Origin of the sequence: Dapis purpurea BLCC-M126, from assembly GCF_050015975.1 — a bacterium.
Lineage (GTDB): Bacteria > Cyanobacteriota > Cyanobacteriia > Cyanobacteriales > Microcoleaceae > Trichodesmium.
The window spans coordinates 1-14,034 of the sequence record NZ_JBNHER010000247.1 but is presented as its reverse complement, the minus strand read 5'-3'; the positions used below and the strand labels follow the sequence as shown (position 1 = coordinate 14,034).

The 14,034-nt window shown below is 33.8% G+C and carries 12 protein-coding genes; 5 read left to right on the top strand and 7 right to left on the bottom strand.

Annotation, left to right across the window (positions count from 1 at the left end; translation table 11 throughout):
• The first annotated feature begins 281 nt into the window (after nucleotides 1–281).
• The 3 genes from ACP6PL_RS22190 (at nucleotide 282) to ACP6PL_RS22180 (ending at nucleotide 2,356) form a co-directional block, all read left to right on the top strand.
• Nucleotides 282–914: a flavin prenyltransferase UbiX gene (locus tag ACP6PL_RS22190; RefSeq protein WP_426547452.1), complete on the top strand. Its 633-nt coding sequence runs from the start codon at nucleotides 282–284 to the stop codon at nucleotides 912–914.
• Nucleotides 907–1,638, top strand: coding sequence for a LapA family protein (locus tag ACP6PL_RS22185; RefSeq protein ID WP_426547451.1), 732 nt, complete (start codon nucleotides 907–909; stop codon nucleotides 1,636–1,638). The genes ACP6PL_RS22190 and ACP6PL_RS22185 overlap by 8 nt, the downstream gene beginning before the upstream one ends.
• Before the next feature lie 160 nt (nucleotides 1,639–1,798).
• Entirely contained in the window at nucleotides 1,799–2,356 is a 558-nt protein-coding gene (locus ACP6PL_RS22180; RefSeq protein WP_426547450.1) for a shikimate kinase, read from the top strand.
• 1,288 nt (nucleotides 2,357–3,644) lie between these two features.
• Here the strand turns inward: ACP6PL_RS22180 and ACP6PL_RS22175 are convergent.
• The gene (locus tag ACP6PL_RS22175) at nucleotides 3,645–4,070 is read right to left on the bottom strand and encodes a hypothetical protein (RefSeq protein WP_426547449.1); all 426 of its coding nucleotides are present in this window, start codon (nucleotides 4,068–4,070) and stop codon (nucleotides 3,645–3,647) included.
• Nucleotides 4,071–4,076: 6 nt separating this feature from the next.
• The gene (locus ACP6PL_RS22170; protein WP_426547448.1) at nucleotides 4,077–4,481 is read right to left on the bottom strand and encodes an NIL domain-containing protein; all 405 of its coding nucleotides are present in this window, start codon (nucleotides 4,479–4,481) and stop codon (nucleotides 4,077–4,079) included.
• A gap of 326 nt (nucleotides 4,482–4,807) precedes the next feature.
• On the opposite strand from ACP6PL_RS22170, the gene ACP6PL_RS22165 reads away from it, so the two are divergent.
• Together ACP6PL_RS22165 and ACP6PL_RS22160 are read left to right on the top strand one after the other, a co-directional pair.
• Nucleotides 4,808–5,389 carry a thioredoxin family protein gene (locus ACP6PL_RS22165; protein ID WP_426547447.1) on the top strand — a complete coding sequence of 194 codons (582 nt, stop codon included), beginning with the start codon at nucleotides 4,808–4,810 and terminating at the stop codon, nucleotides 5,387–5,389.
• A 769-nt stretch (nucleotides 5,390–6,158) separates the two neighbouring features.
• Nucleotides 6,159–8,657, top strand: a complete 2,499-nt coding sequence (locus ACP6PL_RS22160) for an ATP-binding protein (RefSeq protein WP_426547446.1) — start codon at nucleotides 6,159–6,161, stop codon at nucleotides 8,655–8,657.
• Nucleotides 8,658–9,032: 375 nt separating this feature from the next.
• On the opposite strand, the gene ACP6PL_RS22155 is transcribed toward ACP6PL_RS22160, so the two are convergent.
• The 5 genes from ACP6PL_RS22155 to ACP6PL_RS22135 form a co-directional block, all read right to left on the bottom strand.
• The gene (locus tag ACP6PL_RS22155; protein WP_426547445.1) at nucleotides 9,033–9,527 is read right to left on the bottom strand and encodes an RES family NAD+ phosphorylase; all 495 of its coding nucleotides are present in this window, start codon (nucleotides 9,525–9,527) and stop codon (nucleotides 9,033–9,035) included.
• A 366-nt stretch (nucleotides 9,528–9,893) separates the two neighbouring features.
• Nucleotides 9,894–10,373 carry a type II RES/Xre toxin-antitoxin system antitoxin gene (parS, locus tag ACP6PL_RS22150; protein ID WP_426547444.1) on the bottom strand — a complete coding sequence of 160 codons (480 nt, stop codon included), beginning with the start codon at nucleotides 10,371–10,373 and terminating at the stop codon, nucleotides 9,894–9,896.
• A 503-nt stretch (nucleotides 10,374–10,876) separates the two neighbouring features.
• Nucleotides 10,877–12,112: an RNA-guided endonuclease InsQ/TnpB family protein gene (locus tag ACP6PL_RS22145; protein ID WP_426547443.1), complete on the bottom strand. Its 1,236-nt coding sequence runs from the start codon at nucleotides 12,110–12,112 to the stop codon at nucleotides 10,877–10,879.
• A gap of 250 nt (nucleotides 12,113–12,362) precedes the next feature.
• Entirely contained in the window at nucleotides 12,363–12,647 is a 285-nt protein-coding gene (locus ACP6PL_RS22140; protein WP_426547442.1) for a DUF427 domain-containing protein, read from the bottom strand.
• Between the two features lie 581 nt (nucleotides 12,648–13,228).
• Complete coding sequence (locus tag ACP6PL_RS22135; RefSeq protein WP_426547441.1) at nucleotides 13,229–13,567, bottom strand: hypothetical protein; 339 nt, start codon at nucleotides 13,565–13,567, stop codon at nucleotides 13,229–13,231.
• Nucleotides 13,568–14,034 lie beyond the last annotated feature (467 nt).

The window sequence follows — 14,034 nt, the reverse complement described above, 5'->3', positions numbered from 1 at the left end:
TGCTCACACAAATGATCCTACGGATTGCTGATTGCTGAACCCTACTTTAATAGACCTCTCCGAAAATTAAGATTAAACAACCTTTTTATAATGGTTTCAGGTGAATTATCGGAGATGTCTAATTAACAGGGAATAGGGGAGAAATTAAAATATATCCGCTATCTATATAGTTGAGTAAAGACCGATTAAAAAAATATCTACTTTTTGATATCATTATTGCCTGATTTTGCCACACCAATATTCTAGGAAATGAAAAGAAGTTTTTGAAGATTTATTCAAACATGAGTAATTTTGTTTCTACTCCTGAACTACCGATAGTTATCGGAGTTACAGGAGCATCAGGACTAATTTACGCTGTTAGAAGCATTAAGTTTTTACTGGCAGCTAATTACACTATTGACTTAGTAGCATCAAAAGCTACTTATTCAGTATGGCAAGCAGAGCAAAATATTAAAATGCCTGCTGAACCAACTAGACAAGAAAAATTCTGGCGAGAGCAAGCTGGAGAAGAAAGTAACGGTAAACTCTATTGTCATCCTTGGCAAGATATAGGGGCAAATGTTGCGAGTGGTTCCTATCGAACTCAGGGTATGATAATTATCCCTTGTAGTATGGGAACAGTAAGTAAATTGGCCGCTGGATTCAGTTCAGATTTACTAGAGCGGGCAGCAGATGTACAATTAAAAGAGGGTGGTAAACTAATCGTAGTGCCTCGGGAAACACCTTTGAGCTTGATTCATTTACGAAATTTAACTACTCTGGCAGAAGCAGGAGCAAGAATTGTCCCAGCAATCCCGGCCTGGTATCATAATCCCCAAACTGTAGAAGATTTGGTAGACTTTGTGGTAGCTCGTGCTTTAGACCAATTTGGTTTAGATTGTGTTCCTATTAAAAGGTGGATAGGCAATGAATAGAAATCGGAATTTACTATTGTTAATTGTTTTAATTGTAGTCATCGGTGGGTTGGCCTTATTTGCTTGGCAAAATTGGTCTCCTAGTTTGTCCTTAACTTTTCTGGGGTTAAAATCTATACCTTTACCTCTATCTGTATGGATTTTAGGCGCTCTGATTGCGGGTTTAATTACTTACTTGTTAATTTATGGTATCTTTGGACTTTCCAATTACCTGTTGAAACGAAGTTTACAACCTTCCAGACCTCGCTCTAGAAAATCTCAATATCCAGATCAACCAGAAGAAAGTAGGGATAGATATTCACAGTCTCAAGGAATTTCAGATTCTCAAAGTTCCTTTAATCTAAATAAAGATTCTCAACCAACTGAGGAAGATGAAAACTTTGATGACTGGGAACAAGAGCCTCCTAAAGTTAATCCTTCTTGGGACAGTAGCACAAAACAACAAGATATTGAAGAGCCACAAGGGTCTTTTAATCAAAGTTCTGCACAGCAAAATTATGAAGCAGAACAACAGCCAAAAACAGAGTCGTGGTCTGGTTCTGTCTATTCTTATGGTTATCGCGATCCTAGTAGTTCTGGGGTTGGTCAAACCGAATCTGTGTATGATGCAGATTATCGGGTGATTACTCCTCCCCCACCTCCAGATATATCTAAACCTACTGAAAATGAAGAGACTCAAGACGAAGTTCCTGATAAAGCTAATAAACAAGGCAGTGAGTCTTAAAGAAGTCAGAAGTCAGAACTCAGAAGTCAGAAGTTAAATTCTTACTTTGTTATTTTGATAAAACTAGAAAAATATTTAGCTGATAACTGTTAAGGCAGTTCCTCCGTAGGAGGCTAACTGATTAAAAGGCGGAGTTTTAGAGCCAATTATTTGGATAAATATGGAGATTGTTAATAGGGAATTGTTAGAAGGAGTAAATCTTTATTTAGTTGGGATGATGGGCGCTGGCAAAACAACTGTGGGACATTTGTTAGCCCAACAGTTGGGATATCGTTTTCTAGATACGGATAGTTTGATTTCTCAAGCTGCTGGCAAGTCAATTAGCGAAATTTTTGCTACTGAGGGTGAGGCAGCGTTTCGAGAGTTAGAAAGAAATATATTGTCAGAAGTATCTAGTTACAAAAAATTGACTATTGCGACAGGTGGTGGTATAGTTACTAACCGTTTTAACTGGAGTTATTTGCAACATGGCATAATAGTTTGGTTAGATGCTCCAGTAGAAGTTTTATATAGTCGCTTGCAAGGTGATCGGACTAGACCTCTACTTCAGAATAGTAACCCCTTGGGTAAACTTCAGGAGCTTTTAGAGGAAAGAAAACCACTTTATGCGAATGCAGATGTTCATGTTAATATTAGTAGTAAAGATACTCCTGAAGAAGTGACAATGTTAGTGCTAGAAGAAATCAAAAGGGTGGTAAAGTCAAGGGTAGTAAGTTAATTAGTCAATGACTTGTCGATTCCAATGTTTGAATTTTAAAAAAAATATGAATTCATATTTTATGTCGATAAGATTATAGATAGTAATTTCTCCCTATAGAAAATTGGTAATAATCCGATAATATCTGGAGTAAATGAAATTTGTACAGTAATTAGATATAAAAAACCCCGACCATTGATAGGTAGGGGTCAAGAACAGTTAAACGCTTATTTTTTATTATCTCAGAAATTAACTATTATTGGTAGGTTTATTTGTGACAATTTTTAAACGTCCATAACAACTACGGTTTACATTTCTAAACTTTACATTTCTACAAATAACCTAGGCTAAATTGCTGATGTTGATGCTGCCAATTTGATTTATTTGTGTACTTAAATACTAAATTCAAAAAAGATAGTTATTTCATGTCTTGTTAAATACCCACAAATAAAAGTTATTAGGGAAAAGGGGGAAATACGGGATATTCTCTACTTAATAGAGAAAAAATTTTTGTCATGTCTAAATCAGGGACTAATGAATCAATATAAAACCCATTTGGTATCTATTTAAAAGTAGAGGAGGAGATGGGGAGATTGGGTGTATTAGATATCTCCCAAAATCCAATCATCAAATCAATTATTACCCATAAATTATCAATTTCTTATCTCTGCGACCTATTTTCTGGAGATACGCTTAGGCGTTCTATAGATGAGCTAAGGGAATTAGTAATTGTGGTTGAGTAACATTTGGGACAATACTTAAGTTACAAAGTAGAAAGTAGTTGTCAAATAAAGCTGTCTGATAATGGTATAGCAATCATAAATAGGTTGTAACAATTCAAAAACTAGAAATAAACTCTGGAACTATTGTCCATTAACCATTCCCTCTATACCTATTCCCAAAAAGTGGCAAGATTTTTGACACGAATAAAATAGGATTGCTATATGACCCCTCAAATTTAATTAGCCCATACTGCCTTTCCTCAGACTGCCCACTATTTCTGAATCCTACATTCACAACAAGTTAATACAGCAGTATTTTTTGTAACTAGGATCACAGTTATTTTTATTTAAAATTTTGCTTTAGTAATTCCCAATTCCTAAGCTTTAGAAAATAGAGTTTTAGCTAAATGGGGAGTAGGAGAGTGATAAAGAAGTAATAAAGATCAATAATTAACAGTAACTGGGATGGTAATTATCAAAAATGTTCCATGCGCCTATGTTAATTACTGAATAATTGAAATTTCACCTAAGTATAGCATTGTTTTTTCACGCTTGGTATAATATTCAAACATAAAAAAATAGGATTACTATGTATAGTTTTTGAGGAATATGTAAAGTACGCTTCCCAGAGCAAAACCACCCTCTGAAATAATTAGTAAAATGCCAAAAGATTGCCATTTTTTTAAACCATAAACTTGAGTCTCTAATTTACCTAATATTCCTGCAGATACCAATACTAAACCATGGACAAAAATATTGATCCATCTAATGAAAACTACAAATAAAAAAGCAATAAAAATTGCAGAAAGGAAAGTAAAAATATCAGATTGAAACCAGGGAACTATTGCTTTTAAATCAAGTAAACGAAAGGTTAAAATTGTATCTAATAAAAAAATACCAGCTATAACAACTAGATATAAAACCAGAGAAACTTGAGCATTGGCTAGACTCCAGCCCAAAATACTATAACTGATTAAAAGTAGACTGAAAGAAACTAAAGGTATTGGTTTCACATTATTTTATAGGTTAGTAGAAATTGCTTTAACTGGACAGGTAGGAATACATTGTTCACATACAATGCAACGGGATCTGACAAAATTGAGACGAAAGGTATTAGGTTCTAGACTTAGAGCTTCTGTAGGACATACACCAGTACATAAACCACAGTCTACGCAGCTATTTTCATTGATTAAAATTTCTCTGCTAGTTAGACATACATCTATATTTTGCAGTCTCATCCACTCTAGTGCAGCTTCTAACTCATCAATATCTCCTGATAATTCTAGCACTAATTTACCTACTTGATTTGGTGCTACTTGAGCGCGAATAATATTAGCAGCAACATTAAAATCTTTTGCTAATCTATAGGTAATTGGCATATGAATTGACCGTTGTGGAAATGTTAATGTTACTCTTTTTTTCACAAGTTAATCCTCTATTTATAAATTAGAAAATTGATTTTTTTCATTATCTGATTATTTAGTTACAGCAGTTTTGATTATATTAGAACACAGTAGGGACGTTCCATCGAACGTCCCTACAAAAGTTGTATTTTTACTGTGTGGTTGATATACCTGAAATTTGAGCGACTAAAACTCGCTGACAACCATAGATTTTTCTAACTGGAAATTGCTATTAATTATACCATATAACAAGAAGACTTTAGTTGTCTAGTCTCAAAGGCTACATTGTTTTCATGCCACCTCTCAAAAAGACCTGGTAATTGTAATAATTATTTAATTTTCTCACAATGAATGTAAACCCATCTAATCCTACAAACAGTTCTTCTTTGGCGATGCGTCTGAGAAATTTCATTATTGTTTTGGTTGCGATCGCTTTATCAGTAACCATTTTTATCGGATTACGAACCGAGACTACCTCTGTTTCTCTAAATGAAATGGCTGAAACTTCAACACCTCTAGATATAGCTTTCAGTAATGATAAGCCCACTTTAGTTGAGTTTTATGCTAATTGGTGTACCAGTTGTCAAGCTATGGCTCCTGAGTTAGAGGAAATTAGACAAAAATATGCTGAGAATACCAACTTTGTAATGTTGAATGTCGATAATAGCAAGTGGTTACCAGAATTGGTTAAATACCGGGTAGATGGTATTCCCCACTTCGTGTTTTTAGATCGAGAGGGAACTGAAGTTGGCCAGACTATTGGAGAGATACCGAAGTCTCTCATGGCAGCAAATATAGAAGCTTTAGTTGCCGGAAGTTCTCTACCATATAATGGTACAGTTGGTCAAGGTTCTGAATTTGATGCCTCATTAGCACCGATCAAAGCAAGTCAAGCCGATCCTAGAGTTCACGGTAGTCAAGTACAATAGTTAAATGGCCAAGAGACAAGAGGCACATACAGATATTTATTTTCCTAAAAATTGAGGATTCCTTTCAATAATTAATAATTAATAATTAATTATTGAAGTAGCAGTCAGCTATCAGCACTTCAGCAGTCAGCATTTTCAAGGTGTATAATGGGAGTCTGAATCCCCCATAAAAGGGGCATCACTAATTTTTTCACTCCTTTGTGGGGGACAGTTACCCTTAATTTTTTAGCTGACAGCTAAATCCTGTTTGCGGATCATTCCGGAACGGAAAAGCTGATAGGTAGTTAATAATTACCTCTCCTTTTAAGGAGAGGCTTTAGACCTTAATTATACCAATTCCCATGCATTAATGCTATACTTAGATGACACTTCAGTTATTAAGTAATTAACATCGGCTAAATAACTTATTCCCTAATTATTAGCTAGTTCATGTTAATTATTATTATGTTTACTTCTATCCCCAATCCCCCACTCCCTTACTCCCCTACTCAATAAAGTGTAGAAAATTTTTTGATAAATTGTATTATTCGGTAATGGTTACGATGAGAATGCTTATTCTTTTTATGCCTTATTCCTCTTATTTTTCCTCTCGCCTATAGCTATTTCCTGAAGAATGAAACAACCTACGGAATGAGGATTTTATTCTCGACACAAGTTGAATTTCCTAAGCTCCCTATAATGGGAATTCTTAAAAAAAATTCTGGGCTTTATTTAATTCTCATTCCCAACCTGAAGAGGAAGGCTTTAAATCCAATTTTTCGGTAAAAGAATGAACTCTAAACAATTACAACGGTTATTAATCTTTTATTCTGCAGTAGGAATATTTACTATCAGTATATTGGTAGCAATAATAAGTATATTCCCCCTTTATGAAAAACTCAGAAGGAATGAAGAAAGTAACTTACAGTCAGCTTTACGAACTCGAAGATTAGCAGTGGAAGAATTTCTTTCTAGGGCTAGGGGTATTACTTCACAAATTGCTAGTCGTACCTACGCAAGACGAGAATTAGAAATTTATAACCGCAACAATAATAAATCTGATTTTGATATTTCTATAGTAGCAGGTGATCTAGAAGATGCCCTTAGTCAGAGTGAAGATGTAGTTGGAATTAGTCGCTTTGGTATAGACAACCAATTAGTAGTTGAACTTGGTTTACCTATCCCTAAAACACTTTGGAAATTGCCAATCCAAAAATATAAAATTAGTAATCCAATTCGCATAAAAAATGAATTTTATCTGGTTATTAGTCAACCAATTATTAATTCAAAAAAACAGCAAGTAGGTACAGATTTGGTTTTGTTTAAAATCCAGGGTTTAGAAAAAATTATCAGAGATAATAGGGGTCTTGGTAAAACTGGAGAAGTCTTTTTAGGAACCTTAGAAGAACAAAATATAAAATTATTTTTATCATCTAAAAATGAAAATAAAAGTTTATCCGAATCAATTGCTGAAGCGTTGGAAAAAACTTTATTTTCTGAAGATTATGGAGTAATATTTGTCAAACTTAAGTTTTGGAGTTATGGTCAAATGATTGCCTATGAACCTGTATCAGAAGTAAATTGGGGACTGGTGATCGCCATCGAACGTCAGGAATTGTATGCTCGCATAAATCGCCAAATTTTTACTATTGCAATTGTCATAATTGTTTTGACTATTTTGGGTGTAGGTGGGATTGTTTTGCTATTACGTCCACTAGCAAGTCAGGCGATTATTCAAACTGAACTGCAAAAAGAACTTGAAGAAAAAAAGCTAACTTTAAAAGAGTTAAATTATACCCAAGAACAGCTAATTATAGAAATTCGCGAGCGCAAACAAAGTCAAACTAGACTGCAAAATGACAATAGAATATTAATGGAACTTGCTCAAAATCGAGCTGTAAATCAAGGAGATTTATCAACAGGTATACAAGCAATTACGGAAGCTACCGCGAAAATATTAGAGGTTGAACGAGTGGGAGTCTGGTTGTATGATGACTCAAAAACTTATTTAAAATCTTTAGATTTGTACCAACACAAACTCAATGAACATATTGGAGAAATAAATCTTAACCTCAAGGATTATCCTAATTATTTACAAGCGATTAGCTCACTACAAGATAATATTATTGCCGCTAATGATGCTCGTAACGATCCTAGAACGAAGGAATTTTCTGAGAGCTATCTCAAACCTTTAGATATTTTTTCTATGCTTGACGCTGGGATTTGGATCGGTGGAGAAATGCTGGGTATTATCTGTATAGAAAAGTGCAGTAAAATCAAATATTGGACTATTGAAGATGAATTTTTTGTCCGTTCAATTGCTAATATGGTTTCTTTAGCAATTGAAGCTAGCGATCGTCAACTTGCTGAGAATGCTCTACGAGAATCAGAAGCTCAATTAAAAGCACAAACACAAGAATTACAGCAAACCTTAGAAGAACTGAAATGGACTCAAGCTCAGATGATTCAAAGTGAAAAAATGTCAAGCTTAGGTCAAATGGTTGCCGGGGTTGCCCATGAAATTAATAATCCAGTTAACTTTATTCATGGAAATGTTATTTATGCAGCAGATTATACTCAAGAGTTACTCAATTTACTTCAACTCTATCAAAATCATTATCCCGATCCCCATCCTGAAATTGAGGAAGAAATTGAAGCTATTGAATTAAACTTTCTCCAAGAAGATATCAAAAAAGTTCTCAAATCTATGGAAATTGGAACAGAGCGAATTCTAGAAATTGTCAAATCACTGCGAAATTTTTCGCGTCTGGATGAAGCAGAAATTAAAGAAGTCGATCTGCATGAAGGAATTGACAGCACTTTAATGATTTTACAAAATCGCTTCAAAGCTAAACCAGGATTTCTTGGTATTGAAGTAATTAAAGAATATGGTCAACTTCCTAGTATCAACTGTTATGCAGGACAACTCAATCAAGTATTTATGAATATTATCGGTAATGCTATTGATGCAATTGAAGATAACCAATCTTCTCAATCTTGTGAAGAAAAGCAGTGTAATGCTGGTTGTATAAAGATAAAAACTCAAGTAAGGGAAGACAATTGGGTAGAAATTTTGATAGGTGACAATGGGGGAGGAATGATTGAAAAAGTTAGATCGAATTTATTTGATCCCTTCTTTACCACAAAACCTATTGGAAAAGGAACTGGATTAGGACTTTCGATTAGTTACCAAATTATTGTAGAAAAACATCAAGGAAAACTAGAATGTAATTCTCAGATAGGAAAAGGTACAGAATTTCTAATTACAATTCCAATCAACTTGAGCTAGACAATTATTACAAATTCTATACCATTTTGCATACTAATGTTATATTTTGTTGCCATTTCATCTCCCCATCTCCCCATCTCCCCCTAGGGCTGTTTCAAAAAGCAAGAAGTTAGCTTTTTTAAGGTGCAGGAGGGATTTAGAGGTAGAAACATGGCAAAATACAACTAAATAACTCTAGATTTGAACGAACTAGCTGATTAAAGCCTAACTGATTATTCTCATAAGTACGCCTCAAATGACTGATAATTGATTAATAGACTCAAATGATTGTGGGATAAATTTGATGATTTTGAAACGAACTAGGAACGAAAATCTCCTTTGTCTCCCCATCTGTCTTTCAAGAGAATGAAACAGCCCTGCCATCAACCCCTAGTTCTAAAATTTTGCCAACAAATTTTTGTTGATACTTTTTAGATTGCGGTTTAAGATAAAAGGCTGAGGTGGAGCAATTGAAATTTTCTCAAAATCTGGATGTAGAGGATTAATCAAATAATTATATTCTTGGGGAATAATAGCAGAAGGAACCCTCAAAACTGCTGTAGTTTTAGAACTCAACCATTTATCTCCAATAGAGGCTAAAGCTTCCGGTGGAGGAGTATCACGCCAGTTATGAGGTAATAGAGATTCATCTACTTGTTTAATTGGAAAATTATCAGGAATTCTTACACTAATAGATACAAATATATTACCAAAATTTTCTATTTCCATGCAAACTAAAGTTTCTAATGCGGCTAGAGATAATGTTGCTGAAGTATAAATTAAAGCTGTTCCTTTAGAATTCCAACGACCTCTACTAGGACTATAAGCTTCACCTGTAAAAGCAATATCAATGTATTTTTTATGAGAGATTCGCCATACTGTTAAACTCATAATTATTATCTTTTTAATTATTATTAATTTAAGAAAAAACCAGGATTTATAGTGATTTTTTGGGTTGATTGAAGCAGTACTTAGCACTTAGCTATCAACAAGCTTCTTCAATAGGAACTGTGTTATCAGCTTCTCAAGATGTATAATGGGGGACTATAGAGTTATTACTCCTCATCTTATAACCCCCATTAACACACACCACTAATTTTTCAAATATCGTGGGGTACTTAAACCCTTGAATTTTTAGCTGATAGTTAGCTAAAACTCATTATTCAACTATCAATAGGTAGTTAAGAACCGACCTATTTCTATTAGTTTTTATTGATGACTAACAAGCATTAGCCATTAATAATCAATCATTAATCATTAGCTATATACTCCATACTCTATTTTATTCAAAAGTTCATCTACTTGTTGTGTGCCTGCATCTGTATCTAATAGTTCTAAAGGAGTTTTTCCAGCCAAGGCACGATTTGATTTTTTCAACCAATCTCTTGCTGTTTCCACATTTTCAAATACATCTAATGTGTGTGCAAAAATTCTGGCAATACGATAAAGTCTATCTGATTCTGAAAGATCGAGAGGTTTCTGATCTTTCTTGCGCCTAGATATAGTCCGTTCGGAAGTTGCTAATAAAGCTGCCATTTGTGACTCAGAAATACCACAATATTCTGCTACTTTAATTACAGAAATTATTGAAAATCCCTGACGAATTATACTGACTATTTGCAGTTCTTGGGGCAATTCCAAAATATTTTTAGGTATTCTGTCAAATCCTAAAATTTGATATATTCTAGGGATGGGTTCAGTTTCTGAGTTCTGAGAAACTTGATCTGGGAATAACATCTGGACATCCTCTAACAGTCACCTGTCTAATATTATAAAGTCAGATGTCTTAAAATGTGGAAATTTTATTTTAGATGATGATTAATAAACTAAATATTAAAGGAGCTTCTCAACCAGAATTGCGAGGGGGGGAACTGAAAGACTAATCATAAATGGTTGAGCCAATTATTACCCCAATAGCAATCTTTGGTATAAAAGTCAAGTTTGACATTGCATCGGGTAATAATATTTGATTAAAGCTTAACTTGTTGAATCACTGTCTTGCAACGATCATATCAGATTCTCTTTAGTATAATCTTGATATATTAGCTCTTAGACTAAATGGTTCACGATATGATTTTTGTCAATCTAGAGACCAGACCCAAAAAATAGCAGGATCAGGAAGATAAGAAAAAGTATAAAAATGAGGCCGTCAGAAACCATTTTCTTTGTTAGTAATAATTATAATAATTGGGATATCTAGAAAATTAAGGAACCGCTCAACTAAACTTACTCAAACTTACTCAAAAATCTGAAAGCTTAGTTGTTCGTAGTGGATCGAGCACCACAGGGTTAAACGGCAAACCCTTTATTCCTTGGTCAAAGACATCAGGAATTACTTTTTTAATAATGTTCAACGACCCATTTACATCTGCATTTAATAATTTATTTTCCCTGGTTTTATACAACCCTCTTGTTACTCTTTTTCCACTAAAATTAGGTTTTTTATCTCCATATTTTGGTAAATCATCCCCATCTAAAAAGCTCGATTGAGATGTATAAGATTCTTCTGTAATCATTACTTTTATTCCGATTAATTTGGCTTTATACCTTAACATCTCTATTAACCTATAATGAGGGATATTCACAAATTGTTGATTGTTCTTTTTACCTAATTTTACCTCCTGTTTCCATGTCTGGTTATGCCCAATAATTAAGATGCCTATTTCCTGGTTTACACACCAATCTATTACTCTTTTACTTGCTGTATGGAGATAGTTTTCTACTCGACAATTTCGTTTGTGAGTTAATTTTTTTAACTTCGGAGATGTCTTTTGATTGTGGTTAGCTTGTAATTGAGATTGTAAACAAGAGCGCTGTTTATTATAAAATGTGTTAATGGCTTTTAATGGCCTGCCTTTAATCAAAAGAGGTGCAGTTCCTGTTTGATTTGTTGTTACAGCTATTAAGTTATTTACTCCTAAATCTACTCCTGCTATTTGTTGATTATCTGTTGTTTCCTCCGATTTTTCATAGACTATTTCTATTAGATAACAGCTACTTTTGGGGATAATTCTGGCTTCTATTATTTCGGTCTGTGAGGTGGGAATTTTTATTTCACTCATCGACAGATGACAAATTCCTGTTTTTAAGGCTTTTTTGTAAATTGATTCATCTGGATAGGGCAGAATATTTCGGCCTTTTGTCTTATGTTTATATTTGGGAATTTTCGGTTTTCCTAAAAATTTACTAGGCTGTTTTTTCCATTCTTTTAAAGCCGAAAAATAACTTGTCCAACTTTGAGCTAATCTCCTAATAATTTGCTTACTTACCTTGGTAGGTAAAGCTTGATAATCGGAAGTTTTAGATACCTGGTGATAAAGTTCAGTAAAATTTAATTTCTTTTGAGTAGTAAAGAAATATTGACGATAATAGTAGTTAGTTAAATTAAACAGATTTTTAGATAAAAAAGCCTTGTGGTCAATTTCAGACCAAAAAGGATGATTTTTCGTTATAACATGACGTTCAACTAGCTTCATACCTTAATTGTAGTTGATAGGGACTCAATGGATAGACAACTGAACAAACTTACTCCTAAATCGTTTTATAGCTATAATTATAAGTAAGTTTGAGGAACTTTAGATAAGTTTTCGCTTTCTGTATTTACCCCCATAAATTTAAGATCGCTTCAGAGGCGATTATTCCACAAAGAGCTAGAAAAAACATAGTTTGATCTTGTTGTTGTTTTGTGGATGAATAATTTAGAATGATTGTGGCCAATTTTTCTTCCTAGGTTTCTATTTTCACAGGAGGATAAAAGGCCATATAGTTTTGAATCTTTTTGGCTTTTTCTTTAGGACTAGGATAATACCAAGCACCATCTTTTTTGACTTTACCATCGACTTCAATATTGTAGTAGCTCGCATTACCTTTCCAGAAACAGTTAGTATGGGTATTAGTTTCTTTGAAATATTGACGGTTCACCGTATCTGATGGGAAATAATAATTACCTTCGACAATTTCACACTCATCGCTCTGTGCTAAAACAACCCCGTTCAAAATAGCTGTTGCCATTAGTTTTTCCTGATTTTAGTAATTCGCCTACTTTACTTATAATACCAGAGATTAAAGTTTTGGAGATAATGGTGAATTCCCCAACAACAAATCCTCTCTTGCACTACTATTTTTGGCTTTCCTGATTTAAACTATAAACCCTAATATGTGCAAATATTCCGAGATTATAATTCTCAATAATCCAAATTTTTTGCACAGATTATTTTTCATATCTTAATTTAGCAACGCTACTACAATTAAAAAAAATGCAGCTTGAATAAGCTGCAAAGTTAAGGGAAACCGTTGTGTTTCTCTGAGGAAAATTTAATAAAGTAATAAAAAAAATACTGAAAGTATTAGAGTAGACTAAAATTAAACTTTTAATAGTATTTGTTAATTTAATTTATATTTTGATATTATATGGAAATAGATAAAATGTAAGTGATTTATGCCATAGGTCAATTGTGATTTTCATCATTGATGAGATTAATAATGTATAGGGATATTTTTGATGATCAATAAACATTATAAAGTAGCAATGCAGATAACAGATAAGTTTTGCTACCTGCAATAACAGTGTTTTTTCACAATAATTAATTTTCTCAGTTTCTGATGGATATGTTGCTTCTGGCATCTTCTATTGCATCAATTTTAGCCTTAAGTAAGGATAAATCTGTTGTCACAAATCTCTTGTTAGTAACCAAATCGTAAGCTTCCCACTCTTCGGAAAAGTCTACATCTTGCCAAATAAACCAATCTCGGTAAATTTCACCTTCGTCAATATCACCACATAAGGCTAACCAATCATCTCCATCAAAATTGTCTACTGTTGATGCTACTAAGTCAAGCCAGGCAATAGTGATACAAGAATCTGTATTAGTATGAGCAACAAAGGAGGGAGACTGGGAGTTGACTTGTTCGAGGCAGAAGTTAGATGTCATTGTTAAATTCCTTGATTAACTCTATGCTTTAACTGTAGTAACTTTGCTCTCCAAATAGTGATAGATATATGCCACTATTCTAATCACAACATCTTAGACATCAGGCTAATCCCACATTTTACTGTTAATATCGGAAAGGAGGATTACCCTAAAAGTAGACACTTCAAAAATTGGCACTGATATAGCGCTACACTCAAGTAAAAAGTCAAAAGTAATCTGAGTGAGTCTTCGGAGCCCAAATATTCTGTCAACAGGATTTACCAATGTCCGCGCCCTAAATGGGTAGTAATATACTATTGCTCAAATAGTTATATCAAATCCGCTTAATTCGGCATAAAAAAATGTTCTCTTCACAAGCGCCATTGCCAAATTTTTCGCTTGTAGAACCCCTAAGCGTATCTTTATAAATATGCGCGTTAGCTACGAGTTAGGAGACAGGAGACAGGAGTTCATTAATTGATAATTGA

Excerpts from the sequence above, each read along its gene's own strand:
- ACP6PL_RS22190 (WP_426547452.1), top strand. The coding sequence starts at position 282 with ATGAGTAATTTTGTTTCTACTCCTGAACTACCGATAGTTATCGGAGTT.
- ACP6PL_RS22185 (WP_426547451.1), top strand. The coding sequence starts at position 907 with ATGAATAGAAATCGGAATTTACTATTGTTAATTGTTTTAATTGTAGTC.
- ACP6PL_RS22180 (WP_426547450.1), top strand. The coding sequence starts at position 1,799 with ATGGAGATTGTTAATAGGGAATTGTTAGAAGGAGTAAATCTTTATTTA.
- ACP6PL_RS22165 (WP_426547447.1), top strand. The coding sequence starts at position 4,808 with ATGAATGTAAACCCATCTAATCCTACAAACAGTTCTTCTTTGGCGATG.
- ACP6PL_RS22160 (WP_426547446.1), top strand. The coding sequence starts at position 6,159 with ATGAACTCTAAACAATTACAACGGTTATTAATCTTTTATTCTGCAGTA.
- ACP6PL_RS22155 (WP_426547445.1), bottom strand. The coding sequence starts at position 9,527 with ATGAGTTTAACAGTATGGCGAATCTCTCATAAAAAATACATTGATATT.
- parS (WP_426547444.1), bottom strand. The coding sequence starts at position 10,373 with ATGTTATTCCCAGATCAAGTTTCTCAGAACTCAGAAACTGAACCCATC.
- ACP6PL_RS22145 (WP_426547443.1), bottom strand. The coding sequence starts at position 12,112 with ATGAAGCTAGTTGAACGTCATGTTATAACGAAAAATCATCCTTTTTGG.
- ACP6PL_RS22140 (WP_426547442.1), bottom strand. The coding sequence starts at position 12,647 with ATGGCAACAGCTATTTTGAACGGGGTTGTTTTAGCACAGAGCGATGAG.
- ACP6PL_RS22135 (WP_426547441.1), bottom strand. The coding sequence starts at position 13,567 with ATGACATCTAACTTCTGCCTCGAACAAGTCAACTCCCAGTCTCCCTCC.